This is a genomic window from Micromonospora sp. CNZ322 (assembly GCF_007827755.1).
Window position 1 is genome coordinate 109,926 of record NZ_VITD01000018.1, and the last position, 20,893, is coordinate 130,818.

At 72.2% G+C, this 20,893-nt stretch carries 18 protein-coding genes; 15 read left to right on the forward strand and 3 right to left on the reverse strand.

The annotated features are described in order from the left end of the window. Positions 1–18: 18 nt before the first annotated feature. The 12 genes from pheT (at position 19) to argH (ending at position 16,895) form a co-directional block, all read left to right on the forward strand. Entirely contained in the window at positions 19–2,565 is a 2,547-nt protein-coding gene (gene pheT, locus FB453_RS30230; RefSeq protein ID WP_145795627.1) for a phenylalanine--tRNA ligase subunit beta, read from the forward strand. 339 nt (positions 2,566–2,904) lie between these two features. Continuing rightward, positions 2,905–3,231, forward strand: coding sequence for a hypothetical protein (locus FB453_RS30235; RefSeq protein WP_145795629.1), 327 nt, complete (start codon positions 2,905–2,907; stop codon positions 3,229–3,231). 16 nt (positions 3,232–3,247) lie between these two features. Then, positions 3,248–5,356 (forward strand): NB-ARC domain-containing protein, encoded by a 2,109-nt coding sequence (locus FB453_RS30240; RefSeq protein WP_145795631.1) that lies wholly within the window; start codon positions 3,248–3,250, stop codon positions 5,354–5,356. Then, on the forward strand, positions 5,353–8,313 hold the full coding sequence (locus FB453_RS30245) for a hypothetical protein (protein ID WP_145795633.1): 2,961 nt from the start codon (positions 5,353–5,355) through the stop codon (positions 8,311–8,313). The genes FB453_RS30240 and FB453_RS30245 overlap by 4 nt, the downstream gene beginning before the upstream one ends. A gap of 58 nt (positions 8,314–8,371) precedes the next feature. After that, entirely contained in the window at positions 8,372–9,373 is a 1,002-nt protein-coding gene (argC, locus tag FB453_RS30250) for an N-acetyl-gamma-glutamyl-phosphate reductase (RefSeq protein ID WP_145795635.1), read from the forward strand. Further along, complete coding sequence (gene argJ, locus FB453_RS30255) at positions 9,370–10,542, forward strand: bifunctional glutamate N-acetyltransferase/amino-acid acetyltransferase ArgJ (RefSeq protein ID WP_145795638.1); 1,173 nt, start codon at positions 9,370–9,372, stop codon at positions 10,540–10,542. Before argC ends, argJ begins: the two co-directional genes overlap by 4 nt. Beyond that, a complete protein-coding gene (argB, locus tag FB453_RS30260; protein WP_112699801.1) occupies positions 10,539–11,444 on the forward strand; it encodes an acetylglutamate kinase in 906 nt (301 codons plus the stop codon). Before argJ ends, argB begins: the two co-directional genes overlap by 4 nt. Next, positions 11,441–12,670, forward strand: a complete 1,230-nt coding sequence (locus FB453_RS30265; protein ID WP_145795640.1) for an acetylornithine transaminase — start codon at positions 11,441–11,443, stop codon at positions 12,668–12,670. The genes argB and FB453_RS30265 overlap by 4 nt, the downstream gene beginning before the upstream one ends. Next, positions 12,667–13,635 carry an ornithine carbamoyltransferase gene (gene argF / locus FB453_RS30270; RefSeq protein WP_145795643.1) on the forward strand — a complete coding sequence of 323 codons (969 nt, stop codon included), beginning with the start codon at positions 12,667–12,669 and terminating at the stop codon, positions 13,633–13,635. The genes FB453_RS30265 and argF overlap by 4 nt, the downstream gene beginning before the upstream one ends. Beyond that, positions 13,632–14,147 (forward strand): arginine repressor, encoded by a 516-nt coding sequence (locus FB453_RS30275; RefSeq protein ID WP_145795645.1) that lies wholly within the window; start codon positions 13,632–13,634, stop codon positions 14,145–14,147. The genes argF and FB453_RS30275 overlap by 4 nt, the downstream gene beginning before the upstream one ends. Next, entirely contained in the window at positions 14,144–15,355 is a 1,212-nt protein-coding gene (locus FB453_RS30280) for an argininosuccinate synthase (protein ID WP_145795647.1), read from the forward strand. Before FB453_RS30275 ends, FB453_RS30280 begins: the two co-directional genes overlap by 4 nt. A 76-nt stretch (positions 15,356–15,431) precedes the next feature. Beyond that, positions 15,432–16,895, forward strand: coding sequence for an argininosuccinate lyase (gene argH, locus FB453_RS30285; protein ID WP_112584637.1), 1,464 nt, complete (start codon positions 15,432–15,434; stop codon positions 16,893–16,895). A gap of 43 nt (positions 16,896–16,938) precedes the next feature. Here argH and FB453_RS30290 read toward each other — a convergent pair whose 3' ends face one another. The 3 genes from FB453_RS30290 to FB453_RS30300 all read right to left on the reverse strand — a co-directional run bounded on the left by FB453_RS30290 (position 16,939) and on the right by FB453_RS30300 (position 18,465). Further along, positions 16,939–17,292: an MmcQ/YjbR family DNA-binding protein gene (locus tag FB453_RS30290; RefSeq protein WP_091402014.1), complete on the reverse strand. Its 354-nt coding sequence runs from the start codon at positions 17,290–17,292 to the stop codon at positions 16,939–16,941. Positions 17,293–17,497: 205 nt separating this feature from the next. Beyond that, entirely contained in the window at positions 17,498–17,923 is a 426-nt protein-coding gene (locus tag FB453_RS30295) for a DNA-binding protein (RefSeq protein ID WP_145795649.1), read from the reverse strand. Between the two features lie 86 nt (positions 17,924–18,009). Next, positions 18,010–18,465: a hypothetical protein gene (locus tag FB453_RS30300; RefSeq protein WP_145795651.1), complete on the reverse strand. Its 456-nt coding sequence runs from the start codon at positions 18,463–18,465 to the stop codon at positions 18,010–18,012. A 174-nt stretch (positions 18,466–18,639) separates the two neighbouring features. On the opposite strand from FB453_RS30300, the gene FB453_RS30305 reads away from it, so the two are divergent. From FB453_RS30305 to FB453_RS30315, 3 genes are all read left to right on the forward strand, one after another. Continuing rightward, positions 18,640–19,281, forward strand: coding sequence for a DNA-3-methyladenine glycosylase (locus FB453_RS30305; RefSeq protein WP_145795654.1), 642 nt, complete (start codon positions 18,640–18,642; stop codon positions 19,279–19,281). A gap of 88 nt (positions 19,282–19,369) precedes the next feature. Beyond that, a complete protein-coding gene (locus FB453_RS30310) occupies positions 19,370–20,455 on the forward strand; it encodes an exo-alpha-sialidase (protein WP_145795656.1) in 1,086 nt (361 codons plus the stop codon). Between the two features lie 2 nt (positions 20,456–20,457). Continuing rightward, positions 20,458–20,733: a ubiquitin-like small modifier protein 1 gene (locus tag FB453_RS30315; protein WP_145795658.1), complete on the forward strand. Its 276-nt coding sequence runs from the start codon at positions 20,458–20,460 to the stop codon at positions 20,731–20,733. Positions 20,734–20,893 lie beyond the last annotated feature (160 nt).

Here is a 20,893-nt window from a genome sequence, read left to right on the forward strand (position 1 = left end):
GAACGGTGGTCTGAAGTCATGCGAGTTTCTGTCAGTTGGCTGCGGGAGTACGTCGACCTCCCCGCCGACCTGCCCACCGGTGACCTGGAGCAGGCCCTGGTCGACCTCGGCATCGAGGTCGAGTCCGCTGTGGACCTGGCCGAGACCGTCACCGGCCAGTTGGTCGTCGGTGAGGTCTGCGAGATCGAGGAGCTCACCGGCTTCAAGAAGCCGATCCGGTTCTGCCGGGTCGACGTGGGTGCCGCCAACGGCACCGGCGAGCCGCAGGAGATCGTCTGCGGTGCCCGTAACTTCGCCCCGGGTGACCGGGTGGTGGTGATCCTGCCCGGCGGCGTGCTGCCCGGCGGGTTCGCCATCGGCGCCCGCAAGACGTACGGGCACAACTCGGCGGGCATGATCTGCTCCGCCAAGGAACTGGGCCTGGGCGACGACCACTCCGGCATCATCGTGCTGGGGTCGGACGTGACGGCCAAGCCGGGCGACGACGCGCGCCCGGTGGTCGGCCTCGACGACGTCGTCCTCGATCTGGAGATCACCCCTGACCGGGGGTACGCGCTGAGCCTGCGCGGCCTGGCCCGGGAGCTGTCGCACGCGTTCGACGTGCCGCTGCGCGACCCGGCCCTGGCGCCGGCCCCGGGTGGCACCGAGACGCCGGCGTACCCGGTGGAGGTCCGCGACACGGTCGGCTGCGACCGGTTCACGGCCCGCCTGGTCCGCGGGGTCGACCCGACCGCGCCCACACCGTCCTGGATGCAGCAGCGGCTCGTCACCGCCGGCATCCGCAGCATCTCGCTGCCTGTCGACATCACCAACTACGTGATGTTGGAGCTGGGCCAGCCGATGCACGCCTTCGACGCCGACCGGATCGCCGGGCCGCTGGTGGTCCGTCGCGCCGACGCGGGGGAGAAGCTGACCACCCTCGACGGGGTCAACCGGGTGCTCACCGCCGACGACATGGTGATCTGCGACGACACTGGCCCGATCTCCCTCGCCGCGGTGATGGGCGGCGAGACCAGCGAGGTCGTCGCCGGCACCACCACAGTGCTCTTCGAGGCGGCGCACTGGGACCCGGCGATGGTCGGGCGCACCGCCCGCCGGCACAAGCTGTTCAGCGAGGCCGCGAAGCGCTGGGAGCGGGGCGTGGACCCGGCCGTGGCGCTGGTCGCGCTGGAGCGTGCCGTGCGGCTGCTCGCCGAGCACGGCGGGGGCACGCCGAGTGCGGAGATCCTGGACATCGACCACGTCCGGCCGCGTACCCCGATCAGTCTTCCGGCGGACCTGCCGACCCGCCGGGTCGGCGTCGAGTACCCGCCGGCGCGGGTGGTCGCCCTACTGGAGCGGGTCGGCTGCACTGTCGCCCAGGGCGCGGACCGGTTGTCCGAGGACCCGGGCGCGGTCGGCGTGGCCAGCGGCGTCGGGACGGTGCTGAGCGTGACCCCGCCGACTTGGCGGCCCGACCTGACCGACCCGGCCGACCTGGTCGAGGAGGTGGTCCGCCTCGACGGGTACGACCGGGTGCCGTCGGTGCTGCCGACCGCGCCTCCGGGGCGCGGTCTGACCCCGCGGCAGCGTCGCCGCCGGGCCGTCGCCGGGTCGCTGGCCGAGCGGGGGTACGTGGAGGTGCTCGCGCACCCGTTCGTGTCGCCGGAGCTGGCCGACCAGCTCGGCCTGCCGGCCGACGACCCGCGTCGGCCCGCGGTGCGGCTGGCCAACCCACTGTCCGAGGAGGAGCCGCTGCTGCGCACCACGCTGCTCGGCCCGCTGCTCGGCATCCTCAAGCGCAACCTCGGCCGGGGTCACCGCGACCTCGCCCTCTACGAGATCGGTGCGGTCTTCCACCCGCGCCTCGGCGCCGGCAGCCCGCCGGCGATGGGCGTGGACCGGCGCCCCACCGACGAGGAGTTCGCAGCCGCCGACGCGGTGGTGCCGGCGCAGCCGGTGCACGTCGCGGTGGTGCTCTCCGGCGACCTGGACCCGGCCGGCTGGTGGGGTGCGGGTCGACCGGCCGGCTGGGCGGACGCGATCGAGGCGGCCCGTGACGTGCTGGCCGCCGCCGGGATCCCCGACGAGCGGGTCGAGGTGCGCGCTGCCGAATACGCCCCGTGGCACCCGGGTCGCTGCGCCGAGCTGCGGGTCGACGGCTCGGTCGTCGGACACGCCGGCGAGCTGCACCCGGTGGTGGTCGCGGCGTTGGAGCTGCCCCGCCGCACCAGCGCGATGGAGCTGAACCTCGACACGCTGCCGCCGACCCCGGTGACGCCGGCGCCGACGGTCTCCGGCTTCCCGCCGGCGCTGATCGACGTGGCCCTGGTGGTGGACGAGTCGGTGCCGGCGGAGCAGGTGCGCCGGGCGCTGGAGGCGGGCGCCGGTGAGCTGCTGGAGGACGTGCGGCTGTTCGACGTGTACTCCGGCGCGCAGCTCGGCGCCGGCCGCCGCTCGCTGGCGTACAAGCTCACCTTCCGGGCACCGGACCGGACGCTGACCGTCGAGGAGGCGGTCGCGGCGCGGGACGCGGCGGTCGCCGTCGCGGCGGAGCGATTCGGCGCCACCCTGCGCGGCGCCTGACGCGACCCACGACGGCCCCGGTACCCCGCAGCGGGTAGCGGGGCCGTCGTCGTTTCGCCGCCGGCTGCGCCGTGTCGGGCTTCCGACAGGCCGCGCCGGCCCTCGTCGGCGGCGAGGCCGTCCCTGGCAGGTTGCGGTGGCTCGGCACCAGGCATCCGTCGGCGGTGGCATGTGTCGGCGTCGATACCTGGTGCCCTTCGGGTGATCGGCCGGGGGCTCGGTGTCGACGTTGCCGACCATGTCACGAGCCTTTCCGAGGTCGACACGAATCGGTAGCCTTGCCTGGCGAAGGGGTGAGTGCCGACGCCTGTCGCAGGCCTTCAGGTCAAGGAGCAGCGCATGATCGAGGCAATCGTCGCCGCGGCGCTCGTCAAGATCGCCGAGGGGTCCGGGGCGGCACTCGTCGACATGATCCGGCGGCGATTCGTCCGCAGTGACGAGCCGGTGGGGATGCTCGAATCCCTTGACCGGGTCGCGCAGGGCGACGCCTCGGCGGACGACATGGCGCAACTCCGTGCGCTCCTGGCCCGTTTCGCGGCCGAGGACCCGGAGTTTCTGCGGGAGCTCCGGCAGGGGCCCATGTCGATCGGCAGCACCAACGTGGTGGCCTCCAGCAACGTGGGCAAGCTGGTGCAGGCCCAGCGCGTCGGCGACATCACGATGTAGCCGGAAGGTGGCCGACATGGAGCCCGCCTCCGGAAGCTCGTCGCACAACGTGGCCGAAGGCCTGTTGGCGCACCAGGTCCTCCAGGTGGGCTCCTCCGGCCCGATCTACGTCGAACAGCCGCGAGCGGCGGCGCGGGTGCCCGAGCCACCGCACATGCTCCCGGGCGGCATCGGGAGGATCGTCGGCAGGCACCACCTGCTGCACGAGATGGACGAGGCGATGACAACGCCCGGCTCGCGCTGCTGCATGCTGTGGGGTCTGGCCGGCTCGGGCAAGACCACCCTCGCGGTCGCCTGGGCCAGCTCGCGCATCGCCGAATATCCCGACGGGCAGTTCTTCGTCGACATGTGCGCGTACTCCGGCACACCGCGCATCGAGACCCGGGACGCCCTGCGCAGCTTCCTCGCCACGCTGGGGATCAACCGGTCCGACCTTCCTGACAACGAGGCGGAGTGGGGCGGCGTCTTCCGCGCCGTCACCGCTGGCCGACGTTGCCTCGTCATTGTGGACAACGTGGGTTCCTACGAGCAGGTTCGGGACCTGGTGCCGGGCTTCGGGTCGGTGCTGGTGGTCACCAGCCGCCGGGCGATCCCTGAGATGAGCGTTCGTCACGACGCCCGGGTCATCAAACTTCCGTTGCTCACCCTCGACGAGGGGGTGGAGCTCATCGCCGAACGTGTCGGGTTCGTCCGCGTCGAACGGGAGCAGGCCGCCGCCCGGCGCATCGTGCAGCTTCTGGAGGGGCACCCGTTGGCGCTGGCCATCGTCTCGGCGAAGCTTGCCATCCAGACCACCTGGACGATCGACGACGCCGCGAGGGGAATCGAGGAGGAGCAGAGCCCACTTCGCTTCCTCGATGACGCCGGCCTGGGCATCGAGGTCGGTCGCGTCATCTCCTGGTCACTCGACGACCTCGACGCGGCGACGACGAAGGTCCTCTACGTCGCGTCCATGCTGCCCAGCAACGAATGCTCGGTGGCGGTGCTGTGCCTCGTCCTCGACCAGCCCAGGCGGGTGTGTGACCGCAGTCTTCAAGCCCTGTGCCTGGCATCTCTCATCGACGAGATCAGCCCTGGCCGTTACCGCTTCCACGACCTGATGAAGGCCTATCTCGCGGAGACGCTCGGGCAGGTGCTGGACCCCGCCGAGCAGGTTCTGACCGCGCGCCGCATCCGCACCGTCCACCTGGCGTTGAGCTACGCCGCCGATCGCGCCATCGACCCACACCGGGACTCCCTGCCCGCGGACCAGGAGCTGCTGGCGGTCGTCGGGTCGGCCAGCTTCACAGTGGCGCAGGCCCTCTCCTGGTTCGAGTCGATCACCGCGTCCCTGATCTACCTCATCGAGCAGGCCCGGGCCGACGACGACTTCGCCTTCATCACCCGGTTCGCGCGGGCGCTCAACACGTTCCTCTACTGGCGTCAGGACGTCACGAGAACGCTGTCCGTCCAACGGGAGGCTGTTGCCGCGGCGGCCGCCGGTGACCCGGCGATGGAGGCGCTGTCCCGACGCGCCCTCGGGCGTGCCTACGCCGACATTGGTCAGCTTGAGCCGGCGAAGGAGCAGTTGCGCGCCTCCATGGCTCTGGACGCGACGTCCGGCGACGATTCGGGTCGGGCGTCGTCGCATCACGCCATGGCCGAGCTCTGCCTCCGGTCGGGTGACCACCGGGACGGGCTGCGCTGGGGGCTGCGGGCGGCCCGGGAATCCAGAAACGGCAACAATGTCGTCCGCGAGGCCCGGGGGCTGTACGACGCGGCCCGTGCCCTGAACGAACTGGGCCACCATTCCTGGGCCCGGGGGCTCGGCCTGCGCAGCCTCGCCATGTGCGAGGAGCGCGGCAATGACTACGGCCGGGCGCTGGCCCTGCGCCTGCTCGGCGCGACCGGCCTCCGGTCGGGCGAGGTCGAGGAGGGCTGCACCTGGTTGGAGCGGGCCTGGCGGGTCGAGGAGTCCCTCGGCAACTTCCGTTCCGTCCGGACGATCCTGGGCCAGCTTGAGCAGGCGTACGGTCAGGGCGGAAACGCCAGCGCCGTGGAAGAGGTCCGACGGGCGCTGGCCCGCCTGGAGCACTATCCGGATCTCACCCAGTCGACGTTGGTGGTCGGGAGTCCGGCGATATGAGCCCTCGGTACGCGCCGCTCGTCCCGGCTGACGAGCTGGCCAGCCCTGCGTCGTATCGGCAACTGCGGCGGGAGCGGGAAGCCACGAGGTTCCGGCGCGAGATCGAAGCGATCGTCGACAGTGCGTGCCGGGCGGAGTTGGGTGGTCCGCTCCTCCTGAACACCTTCACGTCGCTGAGCGGGAACCTCGCGGCCGAGGGTGCGCTCAGCTTCGCCGGGCTCGTCCCACCCGAGCGTTTCGACGGCGCGCGGCGGGTGTACGACTCGGCGATCGACACCAGGGGCAGCCGTGGCTCGCTGCACAACTACCTGAACGTCGCGGACGCGGGCTCCCTGGTGGAGCACCCCGAATTCCGGGAGGCGTTCGCTCATCCGCTGCTGGTCGCGCTCGTCGCGCACGCCCTCGGCGGGCCCGTGAAGATCATCGACTTGCGGGCGAAGGACACGCAGCCACTCGACGTGGTGGCGCGGGACAACACCCTGCACGTCGACAACAGCCCCTTCATGGACGAGTTCAAGGTGATCGTCACCTGGACGATGGGCACCGGTCGAGGGCCCTCGGGGCAGGGGCTCACCTACCTGCCCCGCACGAATCGGCTCCTGCGGCAGTGCTTCGTGAACGACGACGGCACCGCGTGGAGCGACGAGGACAGCTGCATCTTTCCCTCGCAGGCCCGGGTGGACGAGGCGCTCGCCGCCCAGGCCCGCTTCTTCGACGACGGCCTCCCGCGAGTCGTCCATCTCCAGGACATCGCGGCGCCGTGTCACACGATCTTCGCCGCGAGTCGGCTGGTCCATCACCGGTACCGTACGTCCGCCGGCGGGCCACGCAGCGCGATCATGGCGGCGTTCCACCGGACCGACGAGGGCACCGGCTTCCTCGGCGCCAGCGACCTCCCGGGGTCGGCTCTCGACCGGTTCCTGTTGGCGACCGGGGACGGGCGCCCCTTCCTGGAGCTTCTCGCCGACGAGATGCCCCGGGTCGTCGCGGCGCTCGCGGCCGCCGCGTCCCGGTCCGGCTTCGTCGTCGACCCGGACCGGCATCTCCTTCGCGACGAGGGCTTTCGCTCCTGGTACGAGCGGCAGAGCGCGGGCGTCTCCCTCGACCGACTGCGCCGCGCCACGCTGGCCACGGCTGTCGACGACGACACGCCCATCGTGCAGCGACTCGTTCTGCGCATGCAGTACGACCTGCAGGGCGCCCTCAACATGCCGCTCTACACCGACCTGCGGGAGGAGGTGCGGAAGCGGGCGCGCATCGTGATCCGGGAGATGACGCCGGAGCACATCCGGGACATCGTCACGCGGCACGACCTCGGTGCGGTCCTGCGCGCGGAGTCCGCGCCACCGCGCCGGCCGGTCGGCGAACTCGCCGAGGAGCTGCACGGCGCGCTGGTCGCCCTGCGGCGGCTCCTGTCGACGGCGGTCGCGTCCCGGCCCGCCGGCCCGATCTGGGGTTCGACCGACGGGAGCGCGGCCGCGCTGTCCCTGCGGCGCTTCATCGTCGATCTGTGCGTCGCGGCCGCTGACATCGCCGACGACGCGTCTCTGGCCACCGGGTGTGTGTTCGGTGCCCTCGGCTCCGTGCTGGCCGACGACCTTTTCGACCTGGGCGCTGCGGGCCGCGAGATCACGGGCGAGTTGTTCAGGATGTACATCCGGCTGGCGGCGCCCTCGCTGGGCGAACAGTGCCCGGCACACCCGGAGAAGGAGAAGCTGGACACCTACCTCGAATCCGTGAACGAGGAGAGGCAGACCGCCAAGCTGGCGTCCGAGGTCTGGTTTCAGGCCGCGTCCGCCGAGGTGACCGCGCGCAACGACGACTTCGTGCGCGCGCTGCTGCGGCGTGTGCTGCCGCCGGGGCGGCCCTCGCCGGAGTCCGGTGATCTCGGCGCGCTGCTGGCGGATCCCGCCGCGCTCAGCGCGTACTACTGGAGGCGGGTCGTGACCGGGAAGCCGGTGGCGGTGCGCTTCGGCGCGGCCGACCTCGACACCCTCGACGGCTACTTCGGGCTGACGGCCGGCCGGAGCCTGCCGGCCGCGGTCGCTCGGCTACGCAAGGAGACCACCGCGGGCTCGCCGGCCGAGCACCTGCTCCGCAGTATCGAGCGGCTCGCGTCACTACGGGGCCGGTCCCACGCCGAGGCGTGCCGGGATGTCATGAGCCGCTTGTCGACGCACTGGCCGGACCTCGTCCAGAGGTGTCGGGGCGGTCCGGACGCTCCGCCGCCGGCGGCCGACCGCATCTTCTCGACGCTCGACGATGCGATCGGTGCCGCAGGCGAGGAGGGCCGGCGCTCGCGCCGGTCGTCGGCGGGCGTCCCCGCGCCGCGCGCCGGGTCTGCCGAGGTGTTGTTGACGACCGCCGAGGCGCGGGAGTTGGCCCGCGTGTACATGCTCGCCCGGCTCTGCTTCAGCGCTGAGGAGTTCCGGATCGGGCAACTGCTGGCCGGTGATCCGCGTGTCCGGTACGCCGTCCTCGCCACCCATCTGTACCTGGTCTCCGAGGTGTCGCGGTCGGCGTCGGAACTGGTCGGGGAGTGGGGCACGGCGGAGATCCTGCTGCCCTTCACCGAGGCCTTCGTCAACGTCGCGGGCTACTCGTCGTCCGTCATCGATCTCACGCCGAATCCGAAACTGATCACGGTCGTCAGCAACAACCTGTTGCCGGCTGTGGCTGGCGAGTTGCTCAGGCGGGATGTCGCCGTCGACGAGTTGGATGCGGACATCCTGGCCGCGGGTGTCCAGGCCGCCGTGCAACGTGGCGTCTTCGACGTCACCATCGGCCTGTTCAACCAGACCGACCGGCGGGACGTGGTGTCCCTGTCCGGCCTCAGCCGGCGGGTCTGTCCGGCGGTCCGGCCGTTCGGCGCGTTCTGTCAGCGTTGGCTGCCGTACTTCTTCGACCGTCACCCCAGCGCTCCAACCGGTCGTACTTTCATGCAGTGCTTCACATAAAATTGCAGTCACCACGTCCTGCTGCTAGCCTTCGCTGCATAGTCATGCGGAGGTGAGTATGGGGATCCGAGTCGCGGTCGCCGGGGCGAGCGGGTACGCCGGGGGTGAACTGCTGCGCCTGATCGCCGGGCACCCGGAGTTCGACCTTGTCGCCGCCACCGCACACAGCCAGGCCGGGCACCGCGTCGACGTGGTGCACCCGCAGCTCACCGGGCTCGACCTGGTGCTCGGCGAGACCGATCCGACGATCCTGGCCGATGCGGACCTGGTCTTCCTGGCCCTGCCGCACGGGCAGTCGGCGGCTCTCGCGGCCCAGCTTCCGGCCGAGGTGCGGATCGTCGACCTGGGTGCCGACCACCGGCTCGCCGACCCGTACGCCTGGGCGCAGTACTACGGTGGCACGCACGCCGGGCAGTGGACCTACGGCCTGCCCGAGTTGCCCGGCCAGCGGGAGCTGATCGCCGACTCCACCCGGGTGGCGAACACCGGCTGCTACGCCGCCGCGATCACCCTGGCGCTCGCGCCGCTGATCGTCGACGGCGCGGCCAACCCCGCCGACGTGGTGGTGGTCGCCGCCTCCGGCACCTCCGGCGCCGGCCGGGCGGCCAAGCCGCACCTGTTGGCCAGCGAGGTGATGGGCGACCTGTCGCCGTACCGGGTGGGCACCCACCAGCACGTCCCGGAGATCAAGCAGGCCACCGGCGCGACCGGCCTGTCGTTCACCCCGGTCCTGGCGCCGATGCCGCGCGGCATCCTGGCCACCGTCACCGCGGTGCCGGCGCGCGGCGTCGACCCGCAGGAGGTGCTGGCGCTGGCGTACGCCGACGCGCCGTTCGTTCACGTGCTGCCGGAGGGCCGCTGGCCGCACACCGCCGCCACCCTGGGCTCCAACTCGTGCCACCTACAGGCCACCGTCGACGTCGACTCGGGTCGTCTGATCGTGCTCAGCGCGTTGGACAACCTGGGCAAGGGCGCGGCCGGTCAGGCCGTACAGAACGCCAACCTGATGCTCGGCCTGCCGGAGACGACGGGCCTGTCGGTGTGGGGAGTCACCCCTTGAGCGTCACCACCCCTCGGGGGTTCCGGGCGGCCGGTGTGGCCGCCGGCCTCAAGACCAGCGGTGGCGTGGACGTCGCCCTGGTGGTCAACGACGGCCCGGACGCCGGAGTGGCCGGTGTCTTCACCACCAACCGGGTCAAGGCCGCGCCGGTGCTCTGGACCCAGCAGGTCGTGCAGGGCGGTGTGGTCCGCGCCGTGGTGCTCAACTCCGGTGGCGCCAACGCCTGCACCGGTCCGGCTGGCTTCCAGGACACGCACGCCACCGCCGAGCACACCGCCACCGCGCTGACCTCGGTCAGCCCTCGGTTGATCCTCGGTGCCGGTGAGGTCGCGGTCTGCTCGACCGGCCTGATCGGTGAGCGGCTGCCGATGCCGAAGCTGCTGCCGGGCGTCCGCTCGGCGATCCGTGGGCTGTCCCGCGACGGCGGCCCGGCCGCCGCCGAGGCGATCATGACCACCGACACCCGGCCGAAGACCACTGTGGCCCGGGGGAGTGGCTGGACGGTCGGCGGCATGGCCAAGGGCGCCGGGATGCTCGCGCCCGGGATGGCCACCATGCTCTGCGTGTTGACCACCGACGCGGTGGCCGGGCCGGCGACGCTGGACGAGGCGTTGCGGACGGCCACCCGGGTCAGCTTCGACCGGGTCGACTCCGACGGCTGCATGTCCACCAACGACACGGTGCTGCTGCTGGCCAGCGGCGCGAGCGGCATCGAGCCGACGCCGGCCGAGCTGGCCGCCGCCGTCACCGCGGCCTGTCACGACCTCGCCCAGCAGTTGGTGGCCGACGCCGAGGGCGCCACCAAGCAGATCGCCATCGACGTGGTCGGCGCGGCGGACGAGGACGAGGCGGTCGAGGTGGGCCGTACGGTGGCCCGCAACAACCTGGTCAAGACGGCGTTGTTCGGCAACGACCCCAACTGGGGCCGGATCCTCGCCGCCGTCGGCACCACCGCCGCCGCGTTCGAGCCGGACGAGGTGGACGTGGCGGTCAACGGGGTGTGGGTGTGCCGGGGCGGCGCCGCCGCCGAGGACCGCTCGAAGGTCGACCTGACCGGGCGGGACGTGACCATCCGGATCGACCTGCACGCGGGTACGTCGGCCGCCACGATCTGGACCAACGACCTCTCCCACGCGTACGTGCACGAGAACTCGGCCTATTCGACATGAATCTCAGCAGCGATTTGGCTCGCGCCCAGGTCAAGGCGGAGACCCTGATCGAGGCGCTGCCCTGGTTGGCGCGCTTCACCGGCTCGACGGTCGTGGTCAAGTACGGCGGCAACGCGATGACCGACCCGGAGTTGCAGCGGGCGTTCGCGGCCGACATGGTCTTCCTGCGCTACGCCGGCCTGAAGCCCGTGGTGGTGCACGGCGGTGGTCCGCAGATCTCCGCCATGCTGGGTCGCCTCGGCATCGCCAGCGAGTTCCGGGGGGGTCTGCGGGTGACCACCGCCGAGGCGATGGACGTGGTCCGGATGGTGCTGGTCGGCCAGGTGGGCCGGGAGCTGGTGGGTCTGATCAACTCGCACGGACCGTACGCCGTCGGCCTCTCCGGCGAGGACGCCCGGCTGTTCACCGCGGTGCGGCGTCCGGCGTACGTGGACGGGGTGCCGGTCGACGTGGGCCAGGTCGGGGACGTCGAGTCGGTCGACGTGTCAGCGGTGACCGACCTGATCGAGGCCGGTCGGATTCCGGTGATCTCCACGGTGGCGCCGGACGTGGAGGGTGTGCTGCACAACCTCAACGCGGACACCGCCGCCGCGGCGCTGGCCATCGCGTTGCGGGCCCGCAAGCTGGTCGTGCTCACCGACGTGGCCGGCCTGTACGCGGACTGGCCGGACACCACCAGCCTGGTCTCCGAGATCGCTGCGGATGACCTGGCCAAGCTGCTGCCCAGCCTGGAGTCGGGGATGGTGCCGAAGATGGAGGCCTGCCTGCGGGCGGTGCGCGGGGGAGTGCCCGCCGCGCACGTCGTCGACGGCCGGGTGGCGCACTCCACGTTGCTCGAGGTGTTCACCTCGGAAGGGTTCGGAACGATGGTGGTGCCGGGAGACGGGACGGACGCGACATGAGCACGTTGGCACAGCGGTGGAAGCAGTCCATGATGGACAACTACGGCACGCCGCCGATGGCGTTGGTCTCAGGGGACGGTGCTGTCGTGGTCGACGACGCCGGCCGGGAGTACCTGGACCTGGTGGGTGGCATCGCGGTCAACGCCCTCGGTCACGCCCACCCGGCGGTGGTGGCGGCGGTGTCGAAGCAGGTCGCGACCCTTGGGCACGTCTCCAACCTCTACGTGGCCGAGCCGCCGGTCGCCCTCGCCGAGCTGCTGTTGGCGCTCGCCGGCCGACCGGGCCGGGTGTTCTTCGCCAACTCGGGCGCGGAGGCCAACGAGGCGGCGTTCAAGCTCTCCCGCCGCACCGGCCGCACCCACGTGGTGGCCACCAGGGGCGGCTTCCACGGCCGCACCATGGGCGCCCTCGCGCTGACCGGCCAACCGGCCAAGGCCGACCCGTTCCGGCCGCTGCCCGGCGAGGTGACCCACGTCGACTACGGCGATGTCGCCGCCCTCGAAGCGGCCGTCTCCGAGGCCACCGCCATGGTGATCCTGGAACCCGTCCAGGGTGAGAACGGTGTGCTGGTCCCGCCGGCCGGCTACCTCGCCGCGGCCCGGCGGATCACCGCCCGGCACGGCGCGCTGCTGGTCCTCGACGAGGTGCAGACCGGCATCGGGCGTACCGGGCACTGGTTCGCGCACCAGGCTGAGGGTGTGGAGCCGGACGTGGTCACCCTGGCCAAGGGGCTGGGTGGCGGGCTGCCCATCGGTGCGACGCTGGCCTTCGGCCCCGCCGCGGACCTGCTCACCCCCGGCTCGCACGGCACCACGTTCGGCGGCAACCCGGTCAGTTGCGCGGCGGCGCTCGCCGTGGTGGCGACCATCGCCAACGAGGGCCTGCTCGACAACGTCAAGCGGGTCGGTGAGCGGCTGCGTCGCGGCATCGAGGCGCTGGGCCACCCGCTGATCGCCGAGGTACGCGGCGCCGGTCTGCTGATCGGCGTGGCGCTCACCGCGCCGGTCGCTTCGGTGCTGGCCGAGGCCCTGCGGGAAGCCGGCGTCCTGGTCAACCCGGTGCAGCCGGGTGTGATCCGGCTGGCCCCACCGCTGATCCTCACCGCCGCCCAGGCGGACACCTTCCTCGCGGCGCTGCCCGCCGCACTGGACGCGACCGCCCCGGCCGCCGCCGGCGCGCCGATCGCACCAGCCACACTGACCACCACGACGGGGACGACTCGATGAGCCGGCACTTCCTGCGCGACGACGACCTCTCGCCAGCCGAACAGTCCAGGGTCCTCGACCTGGCGGCGCGGATGAAGGCGGACCGGTTCGGCCACCGGCCGCTGGTCGGCCCCCGCTCGGTGGCGGTGCTCTTCGACAAGCAGAGCCTGCGGACCAGGATCTCGTTCGACGCCGGCATCGCCGAGTTGGGCGGGCACCCCCTGGTGGTGGACACACAGGTCACCCACTTCGGTCGCGGTGAGTCGCTCGCCGACGCGGGGCGGGTGCTGTCCCGCTACGTCGCGGCGATCGTGTTGCGGACCCACGGTGACGAGCGGATCGCCGAGGTGGCGGCGGGCGCCACCGTGCCGGTGGTCAACGCGCTCACCGACGGTTTCCACCCGTGCCAGCTGTTGGCCGACCTGCTCACCATCCGGGAGCGGTGCGGTGGCACGGCCGGCCGCACGCTGGCGTACGTCGGGGACGGCGCGAACAACATGGCGCAGTCGTACCTGCTGGCCGGGGCGACCGCCGGGATGCACGTGCGGATCGCCGGCCCGGCCGGCTTCGCGCCGGACCCGGCCGTTGTGGAACGGGCCGCCCAGATCGCCGCGGAGACCGGCGGGTCGGTGCGGGTGCTGACCGACCCGGCCCAGGCGGTACGCGACGCCGACGTGCTGGCCACCGACACCTGGACGTCGATGGGGCAGGAGTCCGACGGGTTGGACCGGATCACCCCGTTCCTGCCGTACCAGGTCAACAAGGAGCTGCTCGGTCAGGCCGCACCGGACGCGATCGTGCTGCACTGCCTGCCCGCACACCGCGGCGAGGAGATCACCGACGAGGTGCTCGACGGCCCGCAGAGCGCGGTCTTCGACCAGGCGGAGAACCGGCTGCACGCGCAGAAGGCTCTGCTGACGTTCCTGCTGGGAACCGCGACGGAAGACGCCGCGACTGGCGACACCGCCACCGGGGGGCCGCGATGACCGCCCCACTGACTCGTGCGGCCCGGCACGCCCGGATCGTGGAGCTGATCCGCGACCGGACGATCCGGTCGCAGACCGAGCTGGCCGACCTGCTCGCCGCCGACGGCGTGGGCGTCACCCAGGCCACCCTCTCGCGGGACCTGGAGGAGTTGGGCGCGGTCAAGGTGCGCGGCGGCGACGGTCCGGCCGTCTACCTGATCCCCGAGGACGGGCAACGACCGTTGCGCGACGCCGAGGCCGCACCGGCCCGGCTGGTACGGCTGCTGCGCGAACTGCTCAACGGGGTCGACTCCAGCGGCAACATCGCCGTGCTGCGGACACCGCCGGGCGCAGCCCAGTACCTGGCCAGCGCGTTGGACCGGGCGGGCCTGCCCGAGATCGTCGGCACCATCGCCGGCGACGACACCATCCTCGTCGTCGCCCGGGAGGCCGTCGGTGGGGCCGCACTCGGAGACAAGCTCGCCGGCTGGGCCCGCCGGGAAGACACCGATGAAGGGAACACGACGTCATGACCGAGCGGGTCGTGCTCGCGTACTCCGGCGGGTTGGACACCTCCGTCGCCATTCCGTACCTGTCCGAGCAGACCGGCGCCGAGGTGGTCGCGGTCGCGGTCGACGTCGGGCAGGGCGGTGAGGATCTCGACGCCATCCGGCAGCGTGCTCTGGACTGCGGCGCCGCCGAGTCCGAGGTGGTGGATGCGCGCGACGAGTTCGCGGCCGACTACTGCCTGCCGGCGATCCGGGCCAACGCGCTCTACATGGACCGCTACCCCCTGGTGTCGGCGCTGTCCCGGCCGCTGATCGTCAGGCACCTGGTGGCGGCGGCGCGCAAGCACGGCGGCACCATCGTGTCGCACGGCTGCACCGGCAAGGGCAACGACCAGGTCCGGTTCGAGGTGGGCCTGAACGCGCTGGCCCCCGACCTGAAGATCATCGCGCCGGCCCGGGACTTCGCCTGGACCCGGGACAAGGCGATCGCCTTCGCCGAGGAGAAGGGGCTGCCGATCGACGTGTCGGCCAAGTCGCCGTACTCGATCGACCAGAACCTGTGGGGTCGCGCGGTGGAGACCGGCTTCCTGGAGGACATCTGGAACGCCCCCGTCGAGAACCTTTACTCGTACACCTCCGACCCGACCCAGGAGCGCGACCCCGACGAGGTCGTGATCACCTTCGACGGCGGCGTGCCGGTGGCGATCGACGGTGAGACGGTCACCCCGTACCAGGCGATCCTGGAGCTCAACCGGCGCGCCGGCGCTCAGGGCGTGGGCCGGCTCGACATGGTCGAGGACCGCCTGGTCGGCATCAAGAGCCGAGAGGTGTACGAGGCGCCCGGCGCGATCGCGCTGATCACCGCCCACCAGGAGTTGGAGGCGGTGACCGTCGAGCGGGACCTGGCCCGGTTCAAGAAGGGCGTCGACCAGCGCTGGGGCGAACTCGTCTACGACGGGCTGTGGTTCTCGCCGCTGAAGGACTCGCTGGACGCGTTCATCGACGACGCGCAGCGGCACGTGAGCGGCGAGGTACGGATGATCCTGCACGGCGGCCGGGCCACGGTGACCGGCCGGCGCTCCGAGGCGAGCCTCTACGACTTCGGAATGGCCACCTACGACACCGGCGACACCTTCGATCAGTCCCTGGCCAAGGGCTTCGTGCAGCTGTGGGGGCTGCCGAGCCGGATGGCCGCCGCTCGGGACGCCCGATTGGGCGGCGGCGGACAGTGACCCGTGCGAGCGCGCGGAGTGCGCGAGCATGGCGAGTGAACCCCGCAGTCGCGAGCGAAAGGCAACCAGCGCAATGATGGGCGATGTGGACGACAAGAGCCTGACCGAGAACAGCGCCGCCACCAACCGGACGAGCCTCTGGGGTGGCCGGTTCGCGGGCGGCCCCGCCGAGGCGCTCGCCCGACTGTCGGTGAGCGTGCAGTTCGACTGGCGCCTGGCCCCGTACGACATCGCCGGTTCCCGGGCGCACGCCCGGGTCCTCGCCGGCGCCGGCCTGCTCGATCCGGAGGAACTGGGCCGGATGCTGGCCGCGCTGGACGACCTGGAGGCGGCCTGCGCCTCCGGAACGTTCCGCCCCACCATCGACGACGAGGACGTGCACACCGCGCTGGAGCGCGGTCTGCTGGAGCGTCTCGGCAGCCTCGGTGGCAAACTGCGCGCCGGCCGGTCCCGCAACGACCAGGTCGCCACCGACCTGCGGCTCTACCTGCGCGACCACGCCCGGGGCGTGGCCAGCCGTCTGGTCGAGTTGGCGGAGGCGCTGGTCGAGCAGGCCGAGCGGCACATCGACACCGCCGCGCCGGGGATGACCCACCTTCAGCACGCCCAGCCGGTCACCTTCGGGCACTGGCTGCTCGCCCACGTGCAGCCACTGCTGCGCGACCTCGAGCGGCTGCGCGACTGGGACCACCGGGCGGCGATCAGCCCGCTCGGCGCGGGCGCCCTGGCCGGTTCCGGGCTCCCCCTGGACCCGGTGGCGGTGGCCAAGGAGCTGGGCTTCCGTACGTCGTTCGCCAACTCGATGGACGCCGTCGCCGACCGGGACTTCGTGGCCGAGTTCCTCTTCACCACCGCCCTGATCGGGGTGCACCTGTCCCGGCTCGGCGAGGAGGTGGTGCTCTGGACCTCGCACGAGTTCGGCTGGGTGGAGCTGGACGACTCGTTCGCCACCGGCTCGTCGATCATGCCGCAGAAGAAGAACGCGGACATCGCCGAACTGGCCCGGGGCAAGTCGGGGCGTCTGGTCGGCGGCCTGGTGACCGTGCTCACCATGCTCAAGGGCCTGCCGATGACCTACGACCGGGACATGCAGGAGGACAAGGAGCCGGCCTTCGACGCGGTCGACACCCTGGAGCTGCTGCTTCCGGCCCTGGCGGGAATGATCTCCACGATGACGGTCCGGGTGGACCGCCTCGTCGCCGCCGCCCCGGTCGGCTTCTCCCTCGCCACCGAGGTCGCCGACTGGCTGGTCCGACGCAACGTGCCGTTCCGCGACGCGCACGAGATCACCGGCCAGTTGGTGGCGCTCTGCGCGGCTCGGGAGTGCGAGCTGAACGACGTCTCCGACGAGGACCTCGCCGCGATCAGCGGGCACCTCGACCCGTCGGTGCGCGACGTGCTCTCGGTCCGTTCGGCTCTCGCCGCCCGGACCACCCCCGGTTCCACCGGCCCCGGCCCGGTCGCCGACCAGCTCGCCGACGCGGCGGACCGGCTGGCCAGCTGGCGGGAGTGGGCCTCCGAGCGGGTCGTTCCGCGCTGAGCTGTGCCGTGGCGTCGGCGCTGGCCGCCGGCGCCGCGGCGGTTCAGGCCGTCGGGCGCTCCCGCTTGGGGAGCTTGGCCACCACCATGTCGTACGACGAGTCGACCGCCTCGGTCAGCTCCTCGTCGTCGATCCCGCCGTCCAGGCGCAGCGTGTTCCACCCGGACCGGCCGATGTAGGGCATCACGCTGGCGTCGCCGGGGTGTCGGTGCAGCCACTCGTCGGCCACCTCCCGGGTCGGCCCGCACTTGATGCCGACCGTCGGCTTGCCGCTGTCGCTGCCGAGGAACGCGAAGATCCGGCCGCCCACCTTCACCACCTCGTCGCCCTCCCACGGTTGGTCCAGCCATGCTCCCGGCTTGGCCAGGCAGTACGCCAGCATCTCCGCGCGCTCCATGGGTGCCTCCTCGTCGTGCGCACAGTGTGCCCGCCCCGCGGCCGTCGCAGGCGCGGCGTGCCGATCCGGGCGTCGGCCTGCTCTCCCGGCCGGCCCACCCCGCTCGGCAAGATCGCGCTCGATCCGGGATCTCGTGGTCTCCGCCGAGGTCGAGGCCACTACTTCATGGTCGGGCACGATCTTGCCCGTGCCAGCGCGGTCGTCGTCAGGCGCTCTGCTCAGCCGAGCGGGCGGCGACCCGCTCGTAGCGCTGCCGGGCCGCCTGTGCGCTGCCCAGCCCCAGCCCGTACGCAATCGTCTGCCAGGTCAGCCCCCGGTCGCGGGCCAGCGTCAGCAGGCCGGCTTCCAGGGCGTCCAGCTCGGCGCGGACGTGGGGCAGCAGGGTCAGCGCGGCGGTGAGGTCGGTTGCGTCGATCGGCTCCTCCGCGGGTTCGCGCTCGGCCCCGCCGGCGGCGAGCGCGGTGACCAGGGCGACGGCCTCCCACGGGTCGAGCACGTACGGGTGGGCCCACCGGCCGCGCCGCGTGTCGGTGCCGGCGTGCCGCTCGCTGATCCGCTGTAACGCCTCGTGGGTGCGGTGGGCGCGGGCCCGGCCAGGGTTCGGCGCGGTGAAGATGTCCTCGGTCGTCATACCCCGAGCACACCGCATGAACGCCTGATTGTCAACGAAATGTTGAAGCCTGGCGGCACGCGCATGCCGTGCCGCCAGGCGACGCCTCAGAGCGCCAGGTTGAACTTGCGCTCGTCGTGCATAGGTGTGCAGTACGGGTCACAGGGGTTCGCGTTCAGCACGCCGAACGCGACGCCCGCTGCGAACGGACGCTCGACCGGGACCACCGCGATCCGCACCTGCTGGGTGCCCTCCGCGCAGGTGACCCTCCGAACCGTCGTGCCCGCGCGCATCGTCTGGCCGACCGCCTGCGCGACCTTGACCGTGATGTCGAAGTCGATGGCCTTCGAGCAGGTCACGGTGACCGGCACGATCGCCGCCGCGCCGTTCGCTTCGATCTTGCCCGTGGCGCCGACCACGAACGCGGTCACTGACGCGCTGTCGGCCTGCGCCGCGGCCCGCAGCGGGACGCTCGCGCTGGCCGACGGTGTGAAGGCCACTGTCGCGGCTGCCGCGACGAGGCCGGTGGCGATCAGTGGTCGCCGGATGCTCCGTACGGTCATGGTGATTCCCTCCCGTGATGTCGTCGCTCCCTGCGACGACATCGGGAACACTCCCGAGCCGACGGTCCGGTTTCACTGTTCGGCCGGCTGTCTGATGTGCGACGTGAGTCTTGTTCGGGCCGGCGCTGAATGGTCGGCGCGCCGGGCCGGTGGCGGGATGGGTACCGTCGGGACATGGCCCTGTCGTCCGGTGACCGCAGCACCGACACCGACCTGGCGGCGCTGGCGGACCTGCTCGCCGGTCCACTGCTGCCGGCGGCGCGCGGGCTGCTCGGCTGCCGACTGCACGCTGGCGGGGTCACCGTCCGGATCACCGAGGTCGAGGCGTACGCGGGAAGTGGCGGCGATCCCGCCTCGCACGCCCATCGGGGCCCCACCCCGCGCAACGCCGTGATGTTCGGCCCCGCCGGGTACGCCTACGTCTACTTCACCTACGGGATGCACTGGTGCATGAACGTGGTCACCGGGGTCGAGGGGGTGGCCTCCGCCGTGCTGCTGCGCGCCGGTGAGGTGGTCGACGGGCTGGCCGCGGCACGGGAGCGCCGGCCGGCCATCCGGCGGGACCTGGACCTGGCCCGCGGGCCGGCCCGGCTCTGCTCCGCGCTCGGCATCGACCGTGAGGCGTACGGGGCGTACCTGCTCGGCGACGGCCCAATCCGCCTGCGGCCCCCGGCCCGGCCGGTGCCGCCGGAGACGGTGGTGGCGGGTCCCCGGGTCGGGGTGACCGGCGCCCACGACCTGCCCTGGCGGTTCTGGCTGGACGGCGATCCCACGGTCAGCGCCTACCGCCGGCACGTGCCGCGCGTCCGGCGCTGAGCGCCCCTTGCGGCGTGTGGGCGCCGGAGTCTGTCGGGGGGTGTGGCCATAATCACCGGACCTGCTCACCGACGGTTCGGAGGACGTCATGGCGACACTGCTCGCGATCGGCACAGCCAAGGGATTGTTTCTCGCCACCAGCACCGACGACCGGCGCAGTTGGGAGATCACCGGCCCGCACTTTCCGATGACCGGTGTCTACGCGGTCGCGGTCGACACCCGTCGTTCCACCCCGCGGCTGCTCGCCGGCATGACCAGCTCACACTTCGGCCCCAGCGTCGCCACCAGCGACGACCTCGGCGCCTCCTGGGACGAGCCCGACCAGGCGCCGGTCGCGTTTCCGGCCGACACCGGCGTCTCCCTCGGCCGCGTCTGGCAGCTGATGCCGGCCGGCCCCGACGAGCCGGACGTCATCTGGGCCGGCACCGAACCCTCGGCGCTGTTCAAGTCCACCGACGGTGGCCGCAGCTTCGAGCTGGTCCGTTCCCTCTGGGACCACCCGCACCGCCCGCAGTGGGAGGCCGGCTTCGGTGGTCAGGCCGTGCACACAGTGCTGCCCCACCCTCGTGACCCGGCTCGGCTGCTGGTCGCCATGTCCACCGGCGGGGTCTACCGCTCGGAGGACGCCGGGGCGAGTTGGGCGCCGGGCAACACCGGCATCCGCGCCTACTTCATGCCCGACGAGTGGCCGGAGTTCGGCCAGTGCGTGCACAAGGTCGCCCGGGACGCCGGCAACCCCGAACGGCTGTACGCGCAGAACCACCACGGCGTCTACCGCTCCGACGACGACGGCCGCACCTGGTCCTCGATCGCCGATGGGCTGCCCAGCGACTTCGGCTTCCCGATGGTGGCCCACCCGGGGCGCGGCGGCACGGTGTGGACCTTCCCGTTGGTGGCCGACGGCGAGCGGTTCCCGACCGACCACCGCTGCCGGGTGTTCCGCTCCGCCGACGCCGGCGGCAAGTGGGAGCCGCTGTCGGTCGGGCTGCCCGAGGGCCCGTTCTATCCGGCGGTGCTGCGGGACGCGATGTGCGCCGACGACGCCACCCCCGGTGGCGTCTACTTCGGCACCCGCTCCGGCTCGGTCTTCGCCAGCCGCGACGAGGGCGACTCCTGGTCCACTGTCGCGGCGCACCTGCCCGACGTGCTCTGCGTTCGCGCCGGGGAGGTCTGAGCGTGGTCACCGTGCTGCTGCCCGGCCCGCTGCGCGGCGAGGCCGGGGGCGCGAGTCGGCTGAGCGTCACCGCCGCCGGGACGCTGCGGGGGGTCCTCGACGAGATGGCCGTCGCGCACCCCCGGCTGGCCCGACGCATCCGCGACGAGCGTGGCGAGCTGCGCCGCTACGTCAACGTCTTCGTCGACGGGGAAGACTGCCGGCACTCCGGCGGTCTGGCCACCCCGGTCAAGGACGGCGCGGAGGTGCAGGTGCTGCCGTCGGTCGCTGGCGGCTGACCGGGCGGACACCGAGGGGATTCCCGACCCGATGTCCCGTTACGGGGGTGACCGGCGCCACTGCGGGGCGTCCCGCCGACGGAATAGTTGCGTCGTCAAATAAGTTGAGAGCTGCGTCCGGGTACCACGCCGGCACCCGATTGACACGCGAGGAGCTGGT

Bases quoted from the DNA above. Each gene is read 5' to 3' on its own strand.
- argH (WP_112584637.1), top strand. From the start codon at position 15,432: ATGGGCGATGTGGACGACAAGAGCCTGACCGAGAACAGCGCCGCCACC.
- FB453_RS30300 (WP_145795651.1), bottom strand. From the start codon at position 18,465: ATGACCGTACGGAGCATCCGGCGACCACTGATCGCCACCGGCCTCGTC.
- FB453_RS30305 (WP_145795654.1), top strand. From the start codon at position 18,640: ATGGCCCTGTCGTCCGGTGACCGCAGCACCGACACCGACCTGGCGGCG.
- FB453_RS30235 (WP_145795629.1), top strand. From the start codon at position 2,905: ATGATCGAGGCAATCGTCGCCGCGGCGCTCGTCAAGATCGCCGAGGGG.
- FB453_RS30275 (WP_145795645.1), top strand. From the start codon at position 13,632: ATGACCGCCCCACTGACTCGTGCGGCCCGGCACGCCCGGATCGTGGAG.
- FB453_RS30290 (WP_091402014.1), bottom strand. From the start codon at position 17,292: ATGGAGCGCGCGGAGATGCTGGCGTACTGCCTGGCCAAGCCGGGAGCA.
- FB453_RS30245 (WP_145795633.1), top strand. From the start codon at position 5,353: ATGAGCCCTCGGTACGCGCCGCTCGTCCCGGCTGACGAGCTGGCCAGC.
- pheT (WP_145795627.1), top strand. From the start codon at position 19: ATGCGAGTTTCTGTCAGTTGGCTGCGGGAGTACGTCGACCTCCCCGCC.
- argF (WP_145795643.1), top strand. From the start codon at position 12,667: ATGAGCCGGCACTTCCTGCGCGACGACGACCTCTCGCCAGCCGAACAG.
- FB453_RS30265 (WP_145795640.1), top strand. From the start codon at position 11,441: ATGAGCACGTTGGCACAGCGGTGGAAGCAGTCCATGATGGACAACTAC.
- FB453_RS30310 (WP_145795656.1), top strand. From the start codon at position 19,370: ATGGCGACACTGCTCGCGATCGGCACAGCCAAGGGATTGTTTCTCGCC.
- FB453_RS30240 (WP_145795631.1), top strand. From the start codon at position 3,248: ATGGAGCCCGCCTCCGGAAGCTCGTCGCACAACGTGGCCGAAGGCCTG.
- argB (WP_112699801.1), top strand. From the start codon at position 10,539: ATGAATCTCAGCAGCGATTTGGCTCGCGCCCAGGTCAAGGCGGAGACC.
- FB453_RS30280 (WP_145795647.1), top strand. From the start codon at position 14,144: ATGACCGAGCGGGTCGTGCTCGCGTACTCCGGCGGGTTGGACACCTCC.
- FB453_RS30295 (WP_145795649.1), bottom strand. From the start codon at position 17,923: ATGACGACCGAGGACATCTTCACCGCGCCGAACCCTGGCCGGGCCCGC.
- argC (WP_145795635.1), top strand. From the start codon at position 8,372: ATGGGGATCCGAGTCGCGGTCGCCGGGGCGAGCGGGTACGCCGGGGGT.